This is a genomic window from Nocardia sp. CC213A (assembly GCF_030766805.1).
GTDB classification, from domain to species: domain Bacteria; phylum Actinomycetota; class Actinomycetes; order Mycobacteriales; family Mycobacteriaceae; genus Nocardia; species Nocardia otitidiscaviarum.
Genome location: NZ_JASFXA010000004.1, coordinates 143,007 through 165,137, shown reverse-complemented (window position 1 = coordinate 165,137; position 22,131 = coordinate 143,007). Strand labels below are relative to the sequence as shown.

Genomic DNA, 22,131 nt, shown 5'->3' with positions numbered 1-22,131 from the left:
CCGGAATCGTTATCCCGGTTGCGGTGGTCCGGTCCGCTGCCGGGTACCTGAACCGATCTGTCGTGAACTCTAATCCCACGCGTTTGGGGGAACTAATTCGGCGTGCCGCTCGTTGCCGCCGAATTGCCTGAGTTAGGTTTGCCTTTCCTGATTTGCAAGGCCGGTTGTCAAGGCTGTTAACGCGCTACCGTCGTGCCCATGCGAGGAAGGTCCGATATGCCGGAAGTAGATTGGAATGCCTTGCGCCGCAACGCATTCGAAGTCATGCACAATGCCTATGCGCCCTACTCCCGATTCCCGGTCGGGGCGGCCGCTCTCACCGTAGACCGACGTATTGTGAGCGGCTGCAATGTGGAAAATATCTCATACGGTCTAGGCCTCTGCGCCGAATGTGTACTGGTCGGTAACTTGATTTCGGGCGGTGGGGGACGACTGGCCGCGGTGTCGGTCTGCGACTCGCGCGGGGAGATCCTGATGCCGTGCGGCCGGTGTCGGCAGATCCTGTTCGAGCACGGCGGTAACGAGCTGCTGGTCGACCATCGCGGCGGGCCGGTGGCGCTGCGCGCGCTGCTGCCCGACGCATTCGGGCCCGACGATCTCGCCGCCGGGCAACGCTAGCGTCCGATCGGCGGCGGGCTCGCGGTCGATCCACGGGCCGGGCGGCGGTGGCCATCGCTGCGATGTCCGGCCCGTCGCGGTGCCGGCGTGGCGGGACGGCGGGTGGCGCTACCGGCGGTGCGCGGTGCGGCACGGGGTGCGCGAAGGCATTCGCCCGGGTGCGGATCGGCTGAGCGGCCATAGGATCGACACATGCGGAGCGCGGTGGGGGTCATCACGACCAAGCGGGACGGCGGGGAGCTCAGCGACGCCCAGATCGACTGGGTGATCGACGCGTTCACCCGCGGTGAGGTGGCCGACGAGCAGATGGCGGCGCTGGCCATGGCCGTGGTGTGGCGGGGGATGACGCGCCGGGAGACCGCGCGGTGGACCGCCGCCATGATCGGCTCCGGGCAGCGTATGGACTTCACCGACCTACCGCGCCCGACCGTGGACAAGCACTCGACCGGCGGCGTGGGGGACAAGATCACGCTCCCGCTGGCCCCGCTGGTCGCCGCCTGCGGCGCTGCGGTGCCGCAGCTGTCCGGGCGCGGGCTCGGTCACACCGGCGGGACCTTGGATAAGCTCGAGTCCATCCCGGGCTGGCGGGCCGAGCTGCCGGTCGCCCGGATGCGGGAGATCCTCGCCGACCCGAAGATCGGCGCGGTGGTGTGCGCGGCGGGCGCGGACCTGGCCCCCGCCGACAAACGGCTCTACGCGCTGCGCGATGTGACGGGCACGGTCGAATCCATCCCGCTGATCGCCAGCTCGATCATGAGCAAGAAGATCGCCGAGGGCACAGGCGCGCTGGTGCTGGACGTGAAGGTCGGGCGCGGCGCGTTCATGAAGGACTTCGCGAACGCCCGCGAACTGGCAACGGCCATGGTGGAACTCGGCACCGACGCGGGCGTGCGGACGGTGGCATTGCTCACCGATATGAACACGCCGCTGGGCCGCACCGCGGGCAATGCGCTCGAGGTGGCCGAATCGCTGGAAGTGCTGTCCGGCGGCGGCCCGGCCGATGTGGTGGAACTCACCCTCGTCCTGGCGCGGGAGATGCTGGCGCAGGCCGGAATCCACGATATCGACCCCGCGGACGCGCTGGCCGACGGGCGCGCCATGGATCATTGGCGGGCGATGATCACCGCCCAGGACGGCGATCCCGATGCCGCCCTGCCCCGGGCCGCGCACACCGAAACGGTGCCGGCCCCCTCGACAGGAACCCTCACCCGCCTGGACGCCCTCGATATCGGCCTGGCCGCCTGGCGGCTGGGTGCGGGCCGCGCTCGCCAGGGCGACCCGGTGCAATGGGGCGCGGGCATCGAAATGCACGCCAAGCCGGGCGATCCGGTGACCGCGGGCCAGCCTCTGCTCACCCTGCACACCGACACCCCCGCCGCCATTCCCGCCGCCCTCGACGACCTCCGCGACGCCTACACCATCGGCACCCCCGACGAATTCACCTCCACACCACTGGTTCTCGATCGAATCGAACCCTGACCCGGCCTCCGTCGTATGTCGAATCGAGCGGCCGAGACATCTGCCGTGACATCGATATCGACCTACGCTCGGGAGGCGTGATGCACAGAACACATTTCCGGCGGGCGAGCCTGGCCACCGCCTTGGCCGCCGCGGCAGTGGGCGCGACGCTGGCGCTGTCCGCCCCCGCCGCGGCGGGAATCGACGACAACCCCGACGGCGACTCCACCAAGACCACCCAATCGGAGGACCGCCACCCCTACTACGTCAACTGCACCCAGGTGCGACGCGAGACCAACGGCCCCCTCATGCGCGGTGAGCCCGGCTACCGCCGCGGCCTGGACAAGGACAACGACGGCATCGCCTGCAACTGACGCCGGGATGACCCGGGAGCAACGGGCGGGCAACAACACGCCACAGTGCGGATGGCCGTACCGCGACTACCCTGACGCCGCACGTTTTCCCGACTAACGTGGGTACATGACTGGACCGACGCCCCTTACCCTTGCTTCGATCCGCCAAGCGCCCAAGGCCGTGCTGCACGATCATCTCGACGGCGGGTTACGGCCCGCGACCGTGCTCGAGCTGGCGCGCGACTGCGGCTACGACCAGCTTCCGGCACACGACGCCGAAACCCTCGGGCGCTGGTTCCGAGACGCCGCGGACAGCGGATCGCTCGAACGCTATCTGGAGACCTTCGCCCACACCGTGGCCGTCATGCAGACCCCGGACGGGCTGCGGCGAGTGGCCCGCGAATGCGCGCTCGACCTCGCCGCCGACGGCGTCGTCTACGCCGAGGTGCGGTTCGCACCCGAGCAGCACCTCGAGGCCGGACTGACGCTGGACGAGGTGGTGCAGTACACCCTCGAGGGCTTCCGCGAGGGTGAGGCACTGGCCGCGGAGGAGGGCCATCCCATCCGCGTCACCTGCCTGCTGACCGCCATGCGGCACGCGGCACGCTCGCGGGAGATCGCGGAGTTGTCGGTGCGCTGGCGCGACCGCGGCGTCTGCGGCTTCGACATCGCCGGGGCCGAGGCCGGATACCCGCCCACCCGGCACCTGGACGCCTTCGAGTACCTGCGGGCCAACCACGCGCACTTCACGATTCACGCCGGTGAGGCGTTCGGACTGCCGTCCATCCACGAGGCGCTGGCCTTCTGCGGCTGCGACCGACTCGGCCACGGGGTGCGCATCACCGACGACATCGTCGACTCGACGGACGGCCCCCGGCTCGGCCTGGTCGCGAACTACGTCCGAGACATGCGGATCCCGCTCGAGCTGTGCCCGTCCTCGAATGTGCAGACCGGTGCGGTGCCGTCGCTGGAGAAGCATCCCTTCGACCTGCTGGCCCGGCTGCGCTTTCGCGTCACCGTGAACACCGACAACCGCCTCATGAGCGACACCACCATGAGCCGCGAGATGCTCAAGCTCGTCGAAACCTTCGACTACGGCTGGAGCGATCTGGAACGGTTCACCATCAACGCTATGAAGTCGGCGTTCATCCCGTTCCCCGACCGCCTCCGCATCATCGACGAGGTGATCAAACCCGGGTACGCGGTACTGCTGGGCTGAGCCGCTCGCGAGGGCGTCCGCTCCGCGACGGCTGCCCGGGGTGGCCGTGATCCTCGCAGCGTTGGTGCCCGGTCGAGTCCGTGGTTGGTGCCCGGCCGAGTCCATGCGAACCGTCGGCCCGGTCGGTCGGCGTCGCTCGGAGGCGTTCGATCATGCTCGTGTCGGCGAATCCACCGGCCCGGCCGACCATGCGTCGGCCGGGCATACTCCGGCCGTGTACGGACGGATCCGGGGGACCTCGAGCGATCCGGTGCTGACCGCGCACCTGCTGGCGGAACCGGGCCGGTTCCCGCCGCCGCGACCGCGCCTCGGTGCGCTCGCGGCCCCACGGGCCCGTTGCACGGCGCGCGGAATCCCCTCTGCGCCTCGGCTCGGCGGGGAAAAGGAGTACCGGTATCCCGATCCACCGCACCGCGCCCAACTTCGTTACCGTGGCGAACTATGAAGACTGTGCGCATTCCGGGCCGCTTCAACGGCCCGCCCGGCTCCGGCAACGGCGGCTATGTGGCGGGCCTGCTGGCCGACCAGCACGACGCCGCCACCGTGCGCGTCATCCTGCGCAGCCCGCCGCCGCTGGAGGTGGATCTGCGCTTCGCGGACGGTGACCTGTTCAACGGCGACACCCTGGTCGCGCAGTCGACCCCCGGCGACTTCGACCGAACCGCACCCGACCCGGTGGCGTTCGCGACCGCATCCACCGCCACCAGCGAATACCGGAACAACGACCTGTTCGGCCACTGTTTCGTCTGCGGCAGCCTGCGCTCCGACGGCCTGCGCATCGAACCCGGCCCGGTCGCCGACGGCATCGTGGCCGCCCCCTGGACCCCGGACGGCACCGTGCCCATCGGCGCGCCGCTGCTCTGGGCCGCCATGGACTGCCCCGGCGCCTGGGCGGTTCCCGGAATGTTCGACCGTCCGGCGGTTCTCGGCTCCATGACCGCCACGATCACCGCCCGGCCCGAACCGGGTGAACAGTGCGTGGTGATCGGAGCCTTCCACGGCGAGGAGGGCCGCAAGGCGCACACCTCCACCGCCCTCTACGGGGCCGACGACCGTCTGCTGGGCCGCTCCGAACAGATCTGGATCCGCCTCAACGCCGCCTGACGCCACGCGCCGCCCGCTCGACGCCTCTGACGCACACGCCGCCCGCTTGATGCCCCGCGCCGCCCGCCCGACACGGACTAGCGCCCGACGCCCGACGGCCGCCCGCGGACGCTGGTCGGATCGGCGCGGGCTGTCGCACACACAGCCGTGCCCGCCTTCCAAGACCTCCGGAAGGCGGGCACACCCGGTGAAACCTGCTGCCGCTCAGCCCTTGTGCACGCTGAGGCGGCTCTCGAAGCCCTGCTCCAGCGCCTTCCACGCCTCCGCCTCGGCGGCGAACGGCGGGTTCGGCGCCAGCCGGGTCGGGTCCGGGTTGAGCAGGTAGGACACGTACCAGCCCAGCGGGGTGGACACCGCCAGCGCCGTCTCCACCGCGTCGTCCTCGGCGTAATCGGCGGCGTCGGTGAACAACTCGACCGCCAGGTCGAGCTGGTCCACATCCACGGCCTTCGGGCCCTCGGCGAGGTCGTCGGCCAGTCCGGGCAGCACATAGACGTTCTCGTCGGTCACCTCGACCTCGAGCGAGCCGTCCACGGCGGCGGTCTGCACCTCACCGTAGGTGCTCACCTGCGCCAGGTCGTGGTCGTGCTCGTCGGCCAGGTAGCGGGCCAGCGCGCGCTCGGATCCGAAGACGGTGATGGTGCCGTCGGTGCCCAGGAAGACCGGCTCGTCGTCGAGATAGCAGCGCAGCGTGAAGTAGACGCCCTCGGAGGTGACGATCTTGACCGGGTCGATGCCGACCTCGTGCCAGAACGACTCGTCCTCGTCCTCGTCGTCCTCCTCGTCGAGGTCGACCGGCTCGATGTCCTCGTCGGTCTCGGCCGCGTCCTCGGCGTCGACGATGTTCTCCTCCGCCGCAAGCAGTTCGGCCTCCGCGACCGCGACCGCGTCGGCATCCACCTCCGGCGTCTTCACCACCGAGTCGACGGCGTCGAGCACGGAGTCCCAGTCCTTGGCGATGGCCGCGCCGATCTGGTCCCAGAGCTCGAGTCCCTCCTGGCCGGTGAAGGCGCTCACCCCGGCGGGCAGCGCGCCCAGCACCGGATGCGAGCCGAAGAACTTGGTGATCACGTCGAGTTCGCAGACCTCGCCGATATTGCGCACCATGTCGAGGGTTTCCTCGAGCTCGGCGACGACCTCCGGATCCGGGTCGCCCGCCGCCAGCTCCAGCACGCCGACGAGGTCGAAGACGTACTGCTCCTCGGGCTCCAGTTCCGCCGCCGACAGCCCGGCGATGATCTTCCACGCCGGGTGGTCTACGAGGTCGTTGTCGGAGTCGGCGCGAATGAACGCGGCCAGCTCCGCGACCGAGTCGAAACCGTAGAGGGAGTCCTCGTGACCGAGGAACGCCTCCCACTCGTCGTCACCGTCCCGCCAGCGCGGCGCCCACAGGGTGACGAGGTCGCCATTTGTCAGACCGAGCTCGATCGGGACGATGTCTCCAGAAGCCATGACCGGAAGCCTAGCCAGTGGTGGCGTCAGGCACTATCCGGGTTCCCCGCAACATTTCCCGGCGTGAAGGACTCGTTCAGCCGGGCAACGATTCGGGACCGCTGCGTACCGGCCTCCGCGGCCGCTCGCCCGCATGCCCAGAGGATCGATTGCGCGACCTCCGCCGGGGGTCGGGAGGTCACCGATTCGGCCAGCCAGAGGCCGGTGAGCGCGCCGTCGCCGTCCACCTCGGCGGTGACCGAACCATCCTCGGCGGTGAATCGGCCGCGCACCCGCTTCAGGTCGTAGAGCGCGGCCTCCAGCGCTTCCAGTTGGTTGGTAACCCCGGTGACCAGGGCGTCCATCTCGGCGCTCATACCGGCTTCACCCAGCTCGTCTGCCCGGTGTCGGCGTCGTCGAGGAGATCCAGCGCCTCGACCGCGGCCCGGCGGCTGGGCAGCCCCAGCCGGTCGAGCGCGTCGTCGGGCAGGCCCGCCTCCGCCAGCAGTTCACGCCGCCGCGCCTTGGCCGCGATGGCGGACCGCTTGGTCAGCCGCAGGATCTCGTCGGCGAGAGCCTGTGCACCGTAACGGTATTCGCCGCGCTCGAAGGAGATCTCCACCGGCATCCCCTGATCGGTGGCGCGCACCGTGACCGTGCCCGCGCGATTGGAACTGCTCGCCGTGGTCACGTTCGGGACCTGTGCTTCGCTCATGCGGTGACCTTCCGGAAGTGGGTGGTGACCTGTCGGCCCTGGGCTGTGCTCGTTCGAGCGGGGACGGGTGGGGCGTGGGCCGGGGCCGGTGGGACGTCGGCGAGGACCATTCGGGCGAGGGCGGGGCGGTATGCGGCCCGCCCGGCGCTCGCCCGGCAGCCTGCCGCTCGGCTCGCCCGGAACCCGCGCCGTCTGCCGAGCGCCTGACCACTCATGCTGTCGCCTCCACGGTCGAGTGCGCTGCTGTACCCCGCTCGTCCATCGTGTTCCGCTCGGTCGTGCTTCGCCCATCGTGCTCTGGCGGTTGTGCTCCGCTGGTGGCGCTCCGCCGGTCGTGCTTTCCACCGGACGCCAGCCGCCAGCGGTTTCGGCTCGTCAGGCGGTCGGGCGGTAGAAACCGAGGAACCGCATCCCGCTGTTCTCGGTGCGGATCGGACCCACCTGGACCGGGTCGCCCGCCTCCACCAGTTGGCCGTTGCCGATCACCATGGCCACGTGCCCGTCCCATACCACCAGATCGCCCGGCAGCAATTCTCCCGGACCCACCCGCAGATGCCCATCGCCCTGGTGCTGGGCCAGGCGCGGCAGCGGTACGCCCGCCTCCGCGTAGGCCCACTGCGTCAGTCCGCTGCAATCCAGGCCGACGCCGGGAGTGGTGCCGCCCCAGACATACGGGGTGCCGACCGCGCCGAGCGCATTGCGTACGGCATCCGCCGCCTGCTGATTGGGCGCTTCCACGGTACTGCCGTCGGGGAGGGTGAGCTTCACCCCCTGTCCGGTTGAACTGGGCTCGGTGCGGTCCTCGGACAGCGCGCCCGTGCCCGGGGTGCTCATCGCGGCCGGGACGGTGCGTGCGGAGTCGGCGAATCGCGATGCGGTGTCGAACATCCCGGCTCCCGAACGAACCGGACTGTTCGATGCGGGTCCGAGCGCGGCCGGGGTCGTAGCGCCACCCATCGGCTCGGCCGTGCTCGGCGGACCGGCCGTGCTCGGCGGACCGGCCGTGCTCGGCGGACCGGCCGTGCTCGCCGGTGCGGTCGCGGACGCCTCCGCCTCGACCGGTAGGGGAGTGGGTATCGGCTCGGCCAGGTCGAGCAGTGCCGCCGTCTCGTCTTCGAGGTCCACCCGTACCCGGCCCACCACCGCCAGCGCCCGCCCCAGATGTTCGATGGCGGCCGCCACGATCAGGCTGACGCCCGGCGGTGTCGCCACCGCCGGGCCGAGCGCGGTCACGCTCGTGCCGAACGACCGCAGAATCTCCTCCAGCTCGCGTTCTCCCGCGCTCACCTCCCCGGACGCGCGTTCCACCACCTCGGCCACCGCCCGGCCGCGATCGGCCAGTTCCGCCACCGCCGTCTGCACCCGCAACCCGGTGCCCAGCGCGGCATCCCCGGCCTCACCCCGCCACGCGTCCGCCAGCTGGTCGACACCGGCCCGCCCCGAGCCGAGCAGCCCGTCGAGCTCATCCGACAATCGCCGCAACGCCTCCACCGCGGCCGCCACCTGCGCCGCGTCCCCGAGACTCGCCCGTAACTCGACGATCGGCCGCGCCAACGCCCCGACATCGACCCCGCTCACCGCGCACCCCCGCCCGCGTCACCCGGCGACCCCCGCCGCCCCGAGCATCGACCCCACCGCCCCGCCCGCACCCGGCACCCGGTCGGCCCGACCGCCCGCCGCGACCACCGCGCACACACCTTCTCCCCGCGCGCACGCCCGGCACCGTGCCCGGTATTCATGCGACCACCCCCGACAACCTGGGCCGCGAATCCTCACGCATGCGGTCCGCGTCCTGCCGGATAGTCATGCGACCACCTCCACCGTGCTCGGTCGCAAGGCCCCCGTACAGGTATCCGTCCCGCCCTGTCGAGCTGTCGCGCCCACAGCCGCGGTGCGATCGGTCCCGGCTTCTCGATCTGTGTCCTGCCGCGCCGTGCCGAGCGTTCCCACCCCCGCCTCCGAGGTGACCGAAAGTGGTTTCAGCGCAGGCGCGGAGGAACCCGTGTCCGGTGGTCGTCCAGGGTGTCGTCGTGGTGGGTGTGGTGTTCGGAGGGGGTGCGGTCCGCGTTCGGCTCGGTGTTCGTGCGCTCCCGTCCACGGTGGTCGGGTAGTGCTCGAGGCTGGTGTTCGTGCCGTGCCGGGTGGTCATGCGCTCGCCGCGGGGGCGGGTCGTGGTCGCCCGGGTGTGGAGGTGGCCGGTACCTCGTTCGGTGCTCATGCGCTCATCTCCCCGGTGGTCGGGCGCAGTCCCGCGGCGCGGGCGCCGTCCAGGGCGGTGTAGGTGGTGGCCGAGCCGGTCGCGGTGCCCGCCATGGTGGTCAGGACGGCGGCGAGGGCGCTGATGGTGGTGAGGTGGGTGGTGTGGGCCGCGGTGTAGGCGGCGAGGAGGTCGGGGGCCAGCAGGCCGAAGCGCGGCGCGAGTAGGGGTGGGCTGGCGGGGGCAGCTCGGGTGGCGGCGGCGGTGAGGTCGGCCGCCCGGAGGTTCGTGGCTGTGGCGTAGGTCGTCATGCCGGTCGGGTCGACGGTGAGGTCGTACATCCGAATCCCCCAATCACGCTTCGGCCGCCACGGGCAGCCGGGGTACGTCGGGACGTCTCGGCGGGCTGCCGACGGCGGAGTGGTTCGTTCATGGGATTGGACGCGGGCCGACCCGGGCCGGTTCCGGTCGGCGCGGAAATGCGCAGGCCGTCGGCGTGGCGCGTGGCAACTCGCCGTATCCTCTTCGTACATGCGCACCCAGATCGTCGATCATCCGCTCGCGGCCGCACTGCTCACCACCATGCGCGACGCCCGCACCCCCAATCCGACATTCCGGGCAGCGCTGCGTGATCTCACCGCGCTGCTGGTCTACGAGGCCATGCGGGAAGCGCCGGTGGAGACCTTCCCCATCACCACCCCGGTCGCCGCGGCCGAGGGCACCCGGCTGGCCGCACCGCCGCTGCTGGTCCCGGTGCTGCGCGCGGGGCTGGGCATGGTCGAGACCGCCGAGAATCTGATCCCGGACGCTCGCATCGGATTCGTCGGCCTGGCGCGCGACGAGAAGACCCACCAGCCGACGCCCTACATGGAATCCCTGCCGGACGATCTGTCCCGGACCCCGGTCATCGTGCTGGATCCGATGCTCGCCACCGGCGGCTCCATGGTGTACACCCTCGACCTGCTGGCTACCCGCAACGCCCGCGACATCACCGTGCTGTGCGTGGTCGCCGCCCCCGAGGGCATTGCCGCCCTGGAGAAGTCGGGCCACGCCATCCGCCTGGTCACCGCCTCGATGGACCGCGGCCTCAACTCCGAAGCCTTCATCGTCCCCGGCCTCGGTGACGCCGGAGACCGCCAATTCGGCCCCCGCTGAGCACTTTCCGGCCCGGCTCCAGCTCGTCGTGTCCGCACGAGGCGCAGCGCTGACCGTTCATGGTGTGGTTCACAGCTTTTCGCAGTACTCTCGGATTCCGGCGAGCCGCTGCTCGGCGGCGGCGCGCGCGGTGGCGAGTTGGGCCGGGTCCGGGACCGGTTCGAAGGTCTCCAGGTAGCACTTGAGCTTCGGCTCGGTGCCGGACGGGCGGACCACCAGGCGCAGGGCGTCGCTCTCGAAGATCAGGGCGTCGGTGCGCATGCGCCCGCGCACCTGGAGCAGATCCGTGGAAGTGACCGGCTCCCCGGCGATCTCGGTGGGCGGCTCGGCGCGCAACCGTGCCACCACGGCCGCGGCCTCGGTGGGGTCGGCCAGGCGCAGCGACACCTGGGCACCGGCGTGCACGCCGAATTCGACCGCGTAGTCGTCTAGTACGTCGTCGACGGTGCGTCCGGCGGCCCGCAGCCGCGCCACCAGATCGACCGCCGCGACGGCGGCGGAGATACCGTCCTTGTCGCGCACCGCGGCCGGGTCCACACAGTGCCCGATGGCCTCCTCGTAGGCGTAGACCAGCCCGTCGCCCGCACGGGCCAGCCACTTGAACCCGGTGAGCGTTTCCGCGTAGCGCGCCCCGCGTGCCGGAGCGAGTTTGCTCAACAGTCGTGACGAGACGATGGTGGTCGCGACCAGCGCACCCGGAGCGGCCGTGCGCAGCACGTAATCGCCAAGCAGCACCCCGGTCTCATCCCCGCGCAGCATGCGCCAGCCCCCGCGCCCCGGCACCCCGACCGCACACCGGTCGGCATCCGGGTCCAGCGCGATGGCCACATCCGCCCCGACCCGCTCCGCGAGCGCCAGCAGCAGATCGGCGGCCCCCGGCTCCTCCGGATTCGGGAACGCGACGGTGGGAAAGTCGGGATCCGCCGCGAACTGCTCCGTCACCACCTCCACATCCGCGAACCCGGCCGCCCGCAACGCCCGCACCGCGAGCTCACCGCCCACACCGTGCATGGCGGTCAACGCGATACGAATGGGCCTGCGCCACAACCGCTCAGCACCGTCGCCACCGGACGTCCCCACGGTATCGACGGCGGACTCCGGGCCGTATGCACCGGCAGCTCCGGTGGTCGGCGTCGCGCGCATGTGGGCGCTCACCTGGTCGCCGCCCGCGGTCGTACCGCCGATGCGCGCGGTCGCACCCGAGATGGAGGAGCCCCCGGTGCTGGATGTGCTGGTCGGGGTGCTGAGTTCGTCGGTGCCGGGGGTGGGCGGCGCTTCTGCTGCTGGCGGCCGTGTAGTGGCCCCGGCCGGGATCGTCGGTGCCCTGCGTGATGTGGCGGGTGCCGCACCACCGATGCGGGTCGGCAGTTCGGCGACGCGGGTGAGGTAGCGGCGCACGATCTCCTCGCCCATGTCCGCGACACTGGCATCGGCGGGGAGCGACAGCAGGCCGGGATCCGGTGCGGCGGAGGCGGGATCGGAGCGGGGGACGGGGGTGGTGACCGCTTCGATGCGGTGCTCGATCTCGGTGTCGGCGGGCGGGACGAGCTGGGAGCCGCCATCCAGGTAGAGCTTGTAGCCGTTGTCGGTGGCCGGGTTGTGTGAGGCGGTGATCTGCACGCCCGCAACCGCTTTCAGTTCGCGTACCGCGTAGGCCACGATCGGGGTGGGCAGCGGGCGGGGGAGGGGCAGCACCGTGAAACCGGCGGCGGCGAAGACTTCCGCCGTGGCGGCGGCGAATTCCGCCGACCCGTGCCGGGCGTCGCGGCCGACGATCACCAGACCGCCGCCGAGGCAACGGTCGCGCAGCCAGTCCGCGATTCCGGCGCTGGCGCGCGTCACCGTCTCCACGTTCATACCGTCCGGACCGTCCCGCAGGGGTCCGCGCAGACCGGCGGTGCCGAAGCGCAGCACGAGCGCCTCCTAGAGTCGTTCCAGCACGCCGCGCAGCAATTTCCCCAATCGTGGTGCGGCCGCATGGCCTTCGGCGAGGACCTCCGCATGCGACAGGTGCGCGCCGGTCACCCCGGCGGCGAGGTTGGTCACCAGCGAGATGCCCAGCACCCGCGCCCCCGCCGCTCGCGCGGCGATGGCCTCCAGCACCGTCGACATGCCGACCAGGTCCGCGCCGATGGTACGCAGCATCCGGATCTCGGCCGGGGTCTCGTACTGCGGCCCGGTCAGCCCCGCGTACACGCCTTCGGTCAGACTCGGATCGACTTCCTTTGCCAAAGAACGCAATTCGGGATCCCAAGCATCGACCAGATCCACGAAGTCCGCGCCGACCAGTGGAGTCCGACCGGTCAGATTGAGGTGGTCGCCGATCAACACCGGCTCGCCGACCCGCAAGCCCTGGCGGATGCCGCCCGCCGCATTGGTGAGCAGCACGGTCCGCGCGCCCGCCGCGATGGCGGTGCGCACCGGATGCACCACCTGCGCGGGTTCGTACCCCTCGTACAGGTGCTGCCGCCCCATGAGCAGCAATACGGGCGCATCACCCACGCTGACCGAGTGGATCGTGCCCTGATGTCCCTGCGCCGTCGGCGACCCGAATCCGGGCACCTCGCTCATGGGAATGGAGATGGCCGGCTCCCCGATCTCGAGCGCTGCCTCCTGCCATCCCGACCCGAGCACCACCGCGACTCGGTGCTCCTGCACTCCGGTTCGTTCGGCGATCGCCTCGGCGGCCTGCGCGGCTAGCATGCCGCCCACCCTAGTCCCACTCGATCTCCCGCGCAGTCTCCCATCCATCCCCCGCCCCCTTTGCCCGCTTCCCGGTGGCGGCGAAATACGAGAGCCCTCCGCCGCCAGTTCCTCTGCACCGGGAACCGTGTGGCTACCCGCGAGTAGGTAGTGGGTGGGGGGTGATTACGCTGCACGCATGCCGTATTTGAAGCGTGACGGGGACGTGTTCGTGCTGTACCTCGGCAATGAGGGGCAGACCGACAGCGAGAACCGTTTTCACCCGGACTGGATCGACGAGGTCCACGCGAAGCTGGATGAGGTCGAGGCGTCCGAGGGACCGGGCGCGCTGGTGACGGTGGCGACCGGCAAGTTCTACTCGAACGGACTCGACACCGACTGGCTGTTCGGCAATTTCGACAAGAACCACTGGTACCTGGACCGGGTGCACTCGCTCTACACCCGCCTGCTGGCCTTCCCCATGCCGACCGTGGCGGCGGTGAACGGCCACGCCTTCGGGGCCGGGGCCATGCTGGCCACCTCGCACGACTTCCGGGTCATGCGCGCCGACCGCGGCTTCTGGTGCCTGCCCGAGGTGCATCTGGGCATGCCGTTCACCGTGGCGATGAATGCGCTGGTCACCGGGCGGCTGACCAATCAGGTGGCGGTCGAGGCCATGACGACCGGACGCCGGTACGCGGCCGATGACGCCATCGCGGCGGGCATCGTGGACGACAAAGCGGATGCGGACCAGTTGCTGGGTGCGGCGGTGGCGCGGGCGGCGGCACTCGCGGGCAACCGCAAGCCCAACCTCGCGGTCATCAAGAAGGCGCTGCACGCGCGCACGCTCGAAGGGTTGACGACGCCGACGACGGCGGAGAATCTCGCGTTCAGCCTGGGGTGAGTGGCTGTGGTCGATGCCCCGCGCGCCAGTGGTGCGCGGGGCATCGGCGTTCCAGGCGCGCTTGCGAAGCGGTGCTGGAGCGGTGTGCATGGAGGCCCCCGGCCGAGGGGTGGTGCGGGCGAAGGCGTCGTCGGCTGCTGCTCGGGGGTGGTGGGTGCCGGAGGGTGCCGCACTTGCCCACCCCGCGCTCTGGCGCCGACTGCCCGGGCGCAGCCGCTACGGGGAAGGTGTTTGTTGCGGTTGAGCTCGGGATTACTCCTGGAATCAGGCAGGCGGCGCATCCGCGTCCGAACTCCCCGGATGGCAGGCCGGGCGGTATTGGGGGTGTCGTCCGGGGTCGGCCGCTGCGACATTCGGGTGACACAATGCGAGACTGTCTCCCATGTCAGCGCACAGCGGCGGCGATGACCCGAGTTCGAATGGTCGGCAGCGCACTGCCGACCTATCGGTGCATGCTGCCGTGGCATCGGCGGATTCGGCGCTGCTGACCGGGGCGGACGCGGTGATCGCGGGGGCGCGGGAGCGCCTCGTGGCGCTGTCGCACTCGATTCACAACGAACCGGAACTGGCTTTCGAGGAGCGGCGCAGCGCCGCCAAGGTCATCGAACCGCTCGCCGAGTACGGCTTCGAGATCGAGACCGGCGTGGGTGAGCTGCCCACCGCTTTCACGGCCAGCTACGGCCATGGAGACTTGGTGGTTGGTTTTCTCGCCGAGTACGACGCGCTTCCCGAGATCGGCCACGCCTGCGGGCACAACATCATCGCCGCCGCGTCGGTGGGCGCGGGGTTGGGGCTCGCCGCGGTGGCCGACCGGCTCGGCATCACGGTGAAGGTCTACGGCACGCCCGCCGAGGAGAGCGGCGGCGGCAAGGTGCTCATGCTCGAGCGCGGGGTGTTCGACGACACGGCGATGGCGCTCATGGTGCATCCGGGTCCGGAGGACATCGCGGGCGCGCGCTCGCTGGCCCTCGCCGATCTGCAGGTGGTCTTCCACGGGCGCGAGGCGCATGCCAGCGCGGCCCCGGAATACGGGCGCAATGCGGGGGACGCCGCCACCGTCGCGCAAGTTGCCCTCGGATTGCTGCGTCAACATCTCCTCCCCGGACAGCAACTCCACGGTATAGTCGGATCGGGCGGCGTGGCCCCCAACATCGTGCCCGGACACGCGGAACTGCTGTATTACCTACGAGCAGAGGACTCCGCGGCCCTCGACGATCTGATGCGACGCGCATCGGCGTGCTTCGAGGCTGGTGCCCTGGCTACCGGATGCACACACGACATCCGGCAGCTCGCGCCCACATATACCGAGCTCACGCCCGATGCCGCACTACTGTTGGCGTATCGCGAACAGATCGTCGGTCTGGGACGCGCTCCGATTGCCCCGGAACTCGAGGCGGCACGACCGTTGGGCAGTACCGATATGGGCAATGTCACCAATGTCATTCCCGGCATTCACCCGATTATCGGCATCGATGCCGGTGGAGCGGTCACGCACCAGCCCGCCTTCGCGGCCGCCGCCGTGAACGCCTCGGCCGATCGCGCCGTCCTCGACGGGGCAACGGCGCTGGCGAGAACGGCGATACAGGTCGCGAGCGATGAATTACACAGAGACAGGTTGTCGGAACGCGTCAAGCAACGGCAGTTTCAGCGACAGGAGGACATTCGGTGAGTACAACCGGCCGGTCCCCGGTGCGAGGGTTGGGCCCGGAGAAGGCGGCTTGCGTGACCACGGACGGATCCGCGAGCACCGCTTCGGGCGCAGCACGAACCGCAGGCCCGGAGGCGGCGGCTTGCGTGACCAGACCGGGCAGAGCGAGCGCCGCCACGGCAGTACAGACCGGGCGTCACGCGGTCGACGCGTGGCTGTCGGAGCACATGGAAGACCTCATTTCCTGGCGACGGCACATCCACGCGAACCCCGAGCTGTCGCGCACCGAGTTCGGCACCACCGAATTCGTGGAGACCTGGCTGGTCAAGGCCGGGCTGGAACCGCGGAAGCTGCCCAGCGGCACCGGGCTGATCTGCGACATCGGCCCCGATGACGGCCCGCGTATCGGCCTGCGCGCGGATATGGACGCGCTGCCGTTACAGGAATACACCGGACTGCCGTTCGCCTCCACCGTGCCGGGCGTGTCGCACGCCTGCGGGCACGACGCGCACACCACGATCCTGCTCGGCACCGCGCTGGCGCTGGCCGAGGTGCCGGACCTGCCGGTCGGTGTGCGGCTGGTGTTCCAGCCCGCCGAGGAGGTCATGCCCGGCGGTGCGCTGGACATGGTCGCCGCGGGCGCCATGGAGGACGTGTCGCGGATGTTCGCGCTGCACTGCGATCCGCGTTTGGAGGTCGGGCGTGTCGGCATCCGGGTGGGTGCCATCACCTCCGCCGCCGATACCGTCGAACTGGTGCTGGATTCGCCCGGCGGGCACACGTCGCGGCCGCATCTGACCAGCGATCTGGTGTACGCCATCGGCACCGTGATCACCGGTCTGCCGGGGCTGCTGAGTCGCCGCATCGATCCGCGCACCAGCACCGTCATGGTGTGGGGCGCGGTGTCGGCGGGCAAGGCGCCCAACGCCATTCCGCAGACGGGCATGCTCACCGGCACCGTGCGCACCGGCGACCACGCGACCTGGTCGCTGCTCGAGCCCATGGTCCGCGAGATCGTGGACGGGCTGCTGGCCCCGACCGGCGTGCGGTATCAGCTCAACTACAAGCGCGGCGTGCCGCCGGTGGTGAACGACGAGACCGCCGTGCGCATGTTCGAGGAGTCGATCCGGGCGCTCGGACCGGACGCGCTGGCCGATACGCCCCAGTCCGGGGGCGGCGAGGACTTCTCGTGGTACCTGGAGGAGGTGCCCGGCGCCATGGCGCGGCTGGGTGTCTGGTCCGGGCACGGCGAGCAGCTGGACCTGCACCAGCCCACCTTCGACATCGACGAGCGCGCGTTGGCGGTCGGTGTGCGGGTGATGAGCAACCTGGTGCTGAACGCGCACTGACGCACGAAGATTCCAGGCGAGCGGGCCGCCTCCGAATTCGGATGCGGCCCGCTCGCTGTGGTGGGCCCGCTCGCCGACGTAGGGCCGAGAGCGGCGGTAGAGCTGAGCGTGCTGGAGTGGGGAACGGCCCGGGTCAGGGCCGATCCTGCTGGAACGGGAAAGGTTCGGGCGGCGTGCGGATCAGAGCCCGAAGGTGCCGGGTCCCACGTTCTTGCTGTTGCGGGTGCGTAGCGCGTGGACGTATTCCTCCGGCGCGCCCGCCTTCTCGGCGGCGTCGGCGATGACCCCGAGGTACCGCGCCGACGGCAGCCCGCCCTCGTAGGCGTCCAGCACGTAGAGCCAGGCCAACACCGGTTGGGTGCCGGTGCCGGGGCTGGGGGTGACGCGGAGCCGGATCTTCTTGTGGATCCCGAAGTCCGAGCCCTCCCAGCGGTCCAGGCTCACCTCGTCGTCGTCGGGAACGTCGTAGAGCACGACGAACACGCGCGAACCGGGCTCCTCGACCACCGTCGCCAGCGGTCCCTCCCAGCCGATGTCGTCTCCGGCGAAGGTGAGGCGCCACCCCTCCAGCCAGCCGGTTCCGTACACGGGGGAGTGCGGACAGCGCTTGAGCATCTGCTCCGGATCCATGTTGGATCCATAGGCGGCGTAAATCGGCACCGTATGAGCCTATCGAATGTAGCCACCCGGTGTTCCGATCCCCGCGGTATCCGATTGTTCGACGGGCGGGGCGGGGTGTGCGTGTGACGCGTTCGACAGGCGGGGTGACCGGCCCGCACCCGCCGGGAACGTGGCGGAGGGCGGAAAATACAGTTTGGTAGGCGCCGGAGATCCCGGTTGCCGAGCTGAAGCGGAGGAACAATGACCCGCATTGCGATCATCGGAGGCGGCCCCGCCGGATACGAGGCGGCGCTGGTGGCGGCCCAACACGGGGCGCCGGTCACGCTGATCGACAGTGACGGCATCGGCGGCGCGTGTGTGCTGTGGGATTGCGTGCCGTCCAAGACCTTCATCGCGTCCACCGGTGTGCGTACCGATCTGCGGCGTGCCCGCGATCTGGGCATCACCGTGCACCCGTCGCAGGCGCAGGTGCGGCTGGCCGAGGTGAACTCGCGCGTGAAGGCGCTCGCGCAGGCGCAGTCCTCGGATATCAAGACCAAGTTGCAGACCGCGGGCGTGACCGTGCTGCACGGCCGCGGCGAGATCATCGACCAGGCCCCGGGTCTGGCCACCCACCTGGTGAAGGCCACCACGTTCGACGGTCAGGAGCGCGTGCTCGAGGCCGAGGTGGTGCTGATCGCCACCGGCGCGAGCCCGCGCGTGCTGCCCGGCGCGGAGCCCGACGGCGAGCGCATCCTCACCTGGCGGCAGCTCTACGACCTCAAGGAACTCCCGGAGACCCTGGTGGTGGTCGGTTCCGGTGTCACGGGCGCGGAATTCGTCTCCGCCTACACCGAGATGGGCGTGAAGGTGAAGATGGTCTCCTCCCGCGACCGCGTCATGCCCGGTGAGGACGCCGACGCCGCGCTCGTGCTCGAGGACGCCCTCGCCGAGCGCGGTGTGGAACTGGTCAAGCACGCCCGCGCCGACGCGGTCGAGCGCACCGCGGACGGCATTGTGGCGAAACTCTCCGACGGCCGCACCGTCACCGGCTCGCACGCCCTGATGACCGTGGGTTCGGTGCCCAATACCCAGGGGTTGGGCTTGGAGCGGCTCGGCATCGAACTCGACAAGGGGGGTTACCTGCGCGTGGACCGCGTCTCGCGCACCACCGCGACGGGCGTCTACGCCGCGGGCGACTGCACCGGCTTGCTGCCGCTGGCCTCGGTGGCCGCCATGCAGGGCCGCATCGCCATGTATCACGCGCTGGGCGAGGGCGTGCAGCCCATCCGCCTCAAGACGGTCGCCTCGGCGGTGTTCACCCGCCCGGAGATCGCGACCGTGGGCGTCAGCCAGACCGCCATCGACAACGGCGAGGTCCCGGCCCGCACGGTCATGCTGCCGCTGAACACCAATCCGCGCGCCAAGATGTCGGGCCTGCGCCGCGGTTTCGTCAAGATCTTCTGCCGTCCGGCGACCGGTGTGGTGATCGGCGGCGTGGTCGTGGCCCCGATCGCGTCCGAGCTGATCCTGCCGATCGCGCTGGCGGTGCAGAACAACCTCACGGTGAACGATCTGGCGCAGACATTCTCGGTGTATCCCTCCCTTACCGGCTCCGTTACCGAGGCGGCGCGGCAGCTCATGCGTCATGATGATCTCGACTGACGGGTGAACATCCGGTGTTGGGAACACCTGCCGCCTTGCCGCTGGCCGCGCAGTGTGATTCACTTCGCGGCGGGAAAGCGATCGGTCGGGCGATCGCGAGATTGTCGGGGGTGCAACCCTTTCCGGTCCCTACCGGTGCGAACTCGCGGTCACCCGCGTGACGCGCGCGGGATGAGGGATCGAAAGGGATACACGAGAAGTGAAGCACCGCAAGCCGAACCGCATGAAGGTGAGCACCTCCCTAACGGTGGCGGGTGCGGCCGTGGCGGCCACACTGATGTCCACCCCGGCCAATGCCGTTCCGAACGATCCCAACGCCTCGCCGACCGCGCCGGCGCAGCCGGGTGAGGCCGAGAACCCGGAGGTGCAGCCCCGCACGGGTGGCGCCCCGGCCCCGCAGCCGGACAACACCCGCAAGCCCGAGAACCGGCCCACGCCGAGCCAGCCGGGCATCAATCCGGAGCAGCCGGTACCGCAGGGGGAGACCCCGGGCACGCAGCCGGGGACCACGCAGCCCGGCACGACGCAGCCCGGCACTCAGACCGACCCCGGCGCGCCGGCCGAGCCCGGCGCCCAGACCCCGCAGCCGTCGCCGTCGCAGCCCGGTGTGACCACCCCGCGGGTGGCGCCGTTGCCGGTGCCGGGTCAGCAGAATCCGGCCGAGCCCGCCGTGAACACCCCGCGCCAGCCGGGCACCACCGTTCCGGCGCAGCCGGAGGCGCAGGCCCCCGAGGCCGACGCGGAGGCGGTCCAGCCGGACGAGGAGACCCCGGTCGACACCCTGACGAGCCCGGAGACGGTGCAGCCGCGCTGGGAGGCCCCCGTGGTCGAGACCGCTCCCGCCGCGCCCGTGGTGGAGATGACGGGTCCGCACACCGAGGTCGGCGCGAACGTCGACGGCGGTGCGCTGCTGCCCGGTTTCGCGGCCAACACCCACCACTTCAGCAACCTGGACGGCTACGTCGGCACCGTCGGCTACAGCACCCCGGGCGGCTACGGTGAGGCCGGTGTCTCGCTGGAGTTCATCGAGGCCAACACCATCAAGGTGACCGGCTTCGTCGGCGGCGGCGGCGCGGAGGACCGCAAGGTCGAGTTCACCGTGGACACCACCCAGGCCAATGCGGCCAAGGCGGCCGCCGAGGGCTGGATCCGCCTGCAGCCGGGTGGCTCCGCGGCACTGGCGGCGCTGGGTGAAATTGGTAAGCTCCCGCAGGGCGAATTGCCCGCCCAGACGATCGAGGTCGGCGGTGCGACCACCCAGTGGGGTGGTTCGGTCCAGTACTGACCTCGGGGTCGAATCCGGCAGCTGAGTTTGTCGCGTGGGGGCGGTCGTTCGCGGCCGCCCTCAGTGCATGCGTGGGGAAAGGACACCGGTGATGGGTTCCGGCAAGGATGAGACCGCGGACGCCGCGAACGCGCGGTCCGGGCTCCCGCCGGAGTCGGACGGGTTGGAGTCGCGCCCCACGGAGCAGCTGTCGCGCGATGCGGTGACGGCCGACGCGGAGCCGGCCGCCGATCCGGATACGCAAGAGACCGAGCAGCTGTCGCGCCGCGATCTCGCCGACAGCACGCGAAACGGTCCGGGGGACGCGGGTTTCGGCCCGCCGCTGACGGAGTTCGGCCCACCGGTCGCCGGTTTCGGCCCGCCGACGGCCGACCCGGTGTCCGCGCGGGGTGCTACCGACCCGGGTGCGGGTCAGGTCGGTGGAGCCTCGGACGACTCCGGTCCGCCGCACGCTGATGCCGGCTCACCGCGGAACGACGTCGGCTCGCCGCATCCTGATTCCGGGCCTCCGCAGAGTGATTTCGGTCCACCGCTCTCCGACTTCGGCCCGCCGCAGAGTGATTTCGGCCCGCCGCAGAGTGATTTCGGGCCTCCGCAGAGTGATTTCGGGCCGCCGCTCTCCGATTTCGGACCACCGCTGTCGGACTTCGGCAAGGCCCCCGATGCGGGGGCCGCGGCGTGGACTCCGGCCGCGCCGCCCTCGCCCAGTCCCGAGATCGGCTGGCGGCCGGTGGACGCGCCGGACTATCGCGCACCGGAATCGGCTCCCGCGCCGCCGACCGCGCGGTTCGACCCCACGCCCGCCCCGGACACCACCGTGCGCCTGTCCAGCGACCAGGTGCCGCCCGCACCGAAGAAGTCGTCGGGGTGGGCGGCCGCGGGCGGGATCAACACGTCCAACTCCGGCCGCGAGTCGTCGTGGCTGCGCGGCGGCGAGACGGGTTACCCGCCCGCCACGCCGGAACCGGCGCGCTCGTCCACCTCGGCGGCGAAATCCACCGGGCCGGAACGGGAATCGCTGTCGTGGGCGGATGACCCCATCGGCAAGATGCTCGCACCGAAGGCCGCGCCGCCGCCACCGCCCGAGCCGGAGAGCCGCGGGCGGGGCCGTCTGCTGCTGGTGGCGGGCGCGGTCGTGGTGTTGATCGCAGTCGTGGTGACGGTCGCTCTGATCACCCGGGGCGGCCCCGAGGACGATGTGTCGGCCGATCCGGCCCCGGCCACCACCGGGGCGGCGGTGACGAGCAGTGCCGCGCTGAGCTGTCCGGCCCGCAAGGACGGCAGGGTCACGGTCGGCAACGGCGCGGGGTCCACCGCCTCCGGAGCGGAGGCCATCCTGGGCTTCCAGCACGCTTTCTACGCGCAGCGCAGCGGCACCAAGGCGCGCGAGTTCGTGGCCCCGGACGCGCTGAACATCTCCCCGGCGGACACCATTCAGCAGGCCATCGACGAGGTGATTCCGATGGGCACCACCTACTGCCTGCGCATTGTGGAGATCACCCCGGACATTTTCGACGCCGACCTCACCGAGCACCGCCCGGACGGCACCACCACCGTGTACCGGCAGCACATCACCACGGTCGACCGTGACGGCAGGCACCTGATCGTCGCCATCAACGAGCGGCCCTGAGCGACGGCGCGTCCCTGGGGCGGCGCGTGCCTGAGTGACGGTGCGTGGCTGAGTCACGGTGCGCGCCTGAGTGATGGTGCGTGCCTGAGTGACGGTCCGTCCCTGAGTGGCGGTGCGT

The 22,131-nt window shown here is 70.7% G+C and carries 20 protein-coding genes; 12 read left to right on the top strand and 8 right to left on the bottom strand.

Annotation, left to right across the window (positions count from 1 at the left end):
• Nucleotides 1-216 precede the first annotated feature (216 nt).
• The 5 genes from QJS31_RS09260 to QJS31_RS09240 all read left to right on the top strand — a co-directional run bounded on the left by QJS31_RS09260 (nt 217) and on the right by QJS31_RS09240 (nt 4,752).
• Nucleotides 217-618, top strand: a complete 402-nt coding sequence (locus QJS31_RS09260) for a cytidine deaminase (RefSeq protein ID WP_282776210.1) — start codon at nt 217-219, stop codon at nt 616-618.
• Between the two features lie 192 nt (nt 619-810).
• On the top strand, nt 811-2,097 hold the full coding sequence (locus QJS31_RS09255) for a thymidine phosphorylase (protein WP_306356438.1): 1,287 nt from the start codon (nt 811-813) through the stop codon (nt 2,095-2,097).
• Nucleotides 2,098-2,177: 80 nt separating this feature from the next.
• A complete protein-coding gene (locus tag QJS31_RS09250) occupies nt 2,178-2,450 on the top strand; it encodes an excalibur calcium-binding domain-containing protein (RefSeq protein WP_282776214.1) in 273 nt (90 codons plus the stop codon).
• Between the two features lie 106 nt (nt 2,451-2,556).
• The gene (locus QJS31_RS09245; RefSeq protein WP_282776216.1) at nt 2,557-3,648 is read left to right on the top strand and encodes an adenosine deaminase; all 1,092 of its coding nucleotides are present in this window, start codon (nt 2,557-2,559) and stop codon (nt 3,646-3,648) included.
• A 441-nt stretch (nt 3,649-4,089) separates the two neighbouring features.
• A complete protein-coding gene (locus QJS31_RS09240) occupies nt 4,090-4,752 on the top strand; it encodes a hypothetical protein (RefSeq protein WP_282776218.1) in 663 nt (220 codons plus the stop codon).
• A 204-nt stretch (nt 4,753-4,956) separates the two neighbouring features.
• Here QJS31_RS09240 and QJS31_RS09235 read toward each other — a convergent pair whose 3' ends face one another.
• From QJS31_RS09235 to QJS31_RS09215, 5 genes are all read right to left on the bottom strand, one after another.
• Nucleotides 4,957-6,204 carry a primosomal protein gene (locus tag QJS31_RS09235; RefSeq protein WP_282776220.1) on the bottom strand — a complete coding sequence of 416 codons (1,248 nt, stop codon included), beginning with the start codon at nt 6,202-6,204 and terminating at the stop codon, nt 4,957-4,959.
• 26 nt (nt 6,205-6,230) lie between these two features.
• Nucleotides 6,231-6,560 (bottom strand): YbaB/EbfC family nucleoid-associated protein, encoded by a 330-nt coding sequence (locus QJS31_RS09230; protein WP_282776221.1) that lies wholly within the window; start codon nt 6,558-6,560, stop codon nt 6,231-6,233.
• The gene (locus tag QJS31_RS09225; RefSeq protein ID WP_306356437.1) at nt 6,557-6,898 is read right to left on the bottom strand and encodes a hypothetical protein; all 342 of its coding nucleotides are present in this window, start codon (nt 6,896-6,898) and stop codon (nt 6,557-6,559) included. The genes QJS31_RS09230 and QJS31_RS09225 overlap by 4 nt, the downstream gene beginning before the upstream one ends.
• A gap of 375 nt (nt 6,899-7,273) precedes the next feature.
• A complete protein-coding gene (locus QJS31_RS09220) occupies nt 7,274-8,476 on the bottom strand; it encodes an NlpC/P60 family protein (protein ID WP_306356436.1) in 1,203 nt (400 codons plus the stop codon).
• A gap of 636 nt (nt 8,477-9,112) precedes the next feature.
• Nucleotides 9,113-9,436, bottom strand: coding sequence for a type VII secretion target (locus tag QJS31_RS09215; RefSeq protein WP_306356435.1), 324 nt, complete (start codon nt 9,434-9,436; stop codon nt 9,113-9,115).
• A gap of 190 nt (nt 9,437-9,626) precedes the next feature.
• On the opposite strand from QJS31_RS09215, the gene upp reads away from it, so the two are divergent.
• Nucleotides 9,627-10,250, top strand: a complete 624-nt coding sequence (gene upp / locus QJS31_RS09210) for a uracil phosphoribosyltransferase (protein WP_282776230.1) — start codon at nt 9,627-9,629, stop codon at nt 10,248-10,250.
• Nucleotides 10,251-10,319: 69 nt separating this feature from the next.
• On the opposite strand, the gene QJS31_RS09205 is transcribed toward upp, so the two are convergent.
• Together QJS31_RS09205 and QJS31_RS09200 are read right to left on the bottom strand one after the other, a co-directional pair.
• A complete protein-coding gene (locus QJS31_RS09205) occupies nt 10,320-12,164 on the bottom strand; it encodes a phospho-sugar mutase (protein WP_306356434.1) in 1,845 nt (614 codons plus the stop codon).
• Nucleotides 12,165-12,173: 9 nt separating this feature from the next.
• A complete protein-coding gene (locus QJS31_RS09200) occupies nt 12,174-12,953 on the bottom strand; it encodes a purine-nucleoside phosphorylase (protein ID WP_282776234.1) in 780 nt (259 codons plus the stop codon).
• Between the two features lie 178 nt (nt 12,954-13,131).
• Between QJS31_RS09200 and QJS31_RS09195 the strand changes: the two genes are divergently transcribed.
• The 3 genes from QJS31_RS09195 to QJS31_RS09185 all read left to right on the top strand — a co-directional run bounded on the left by QJS31_RS09195 (nt 13,132) and on the right by QJS31_RS09185 (nt 16,833).
• Nucleotides 13,132-13,836 (top strand): enoyl-CoA hydratase-related protein, encoded by a 705-nt coding sequence (locus tag QJS31_RS09195; protein WP_282776237.1) that lies wholly within the window; start codon nt 13,132-13,134, stop codon nt 13,834-13,836.
• A gap of 481 nt (nt 13,837-14,317) precedes the next feature.
• Nucleotides 14,318-15,505 carry a M20 family metallopeptidase gene (locus QJS31_RS09190; protein ID WP_372341606.1) on the top strand — a complete coding sequence of 396 codons (1,188 nt, stop codon included), beginning with the start codon at nt 14,318-14,320 and terminating at the stop codon, nt 15,503-15,505.
• Nucleotides 15,506-15,711: 206 nt separating this feature from the next.
• Nucleotides 15,712-16,833: a M20 family metallopeptidase gene (locus QJS31_RS09185; RefSeq protein WP_282776241.1), complete on the top strand. Its 1,122-nt coding sequence runs from the start codon at nt 15,712-15,714 to the stop codon at nt 16,831-16,833.
• Nucleotides 16,834-17,013: 180 nt separating this feature from the next.
• Here QJS31_RS09185 and QJS31_RS09180 read toward each other — a convergent pair whose 3' ends face one another.
• Nucleotides 17,014-17,493, bottom strand: a complete 480-nt coding sequence (locus tag QJS31_RS09180) for a gamma-glutamylcyclotransferase (protein ID WP_282786317.1) — start codon at nt 17,491-17,493, stop codon at nt 17,014-17,016.
• 201 nt (nt 17,494-17,694) lie between these two features.
• Here QJS31_RS09180 and QJS31_RS09175 point away from each other — a divergent pair, with 201 nt between their 5' ends.
• From QJS31_RS09175 to QJS31_RS09165, 3 genes are all read left to right on the top strand, one after another.
• The gene (locus QJS31_RS09175) at nt 17,695-19,098 is read left to right on the top strand and encodes an NAD(P)H-quinone dehydrogenase (protein ID WP_029925603.1); all 1,404 of its coding nucleotides are present in this window, start codon (nt 17,695-17,697) and stop codon (nt 19,096-19,098) included.
• Between the two features lie 199 nt (nt 19,099-19,297).
• Complete coding sequence (locus QJS31_RS09170) at nt 19,298-20,383, top strand: hypothetical protein (RefSeq protein ID WP_306356432.1); 1,086 nt, start codon at nt 19,298-19,300, stop codon at nt 20,381-20,383.
• 91 nt (nt 20,384-20,474) lie between these two features.
• Complete coding sequence (locus tag QJS31_RS09165) at nt 20,475-22,013, top strand: hypothetical protein (RefSeq protein WP_306356431.1); 1,539 nt, start codon at nt 20,475-20,477, stop codon at nt 22,011-22,013.
• Nucleotides 22,014-22,131: the final 118 nt, after the last annotated feature.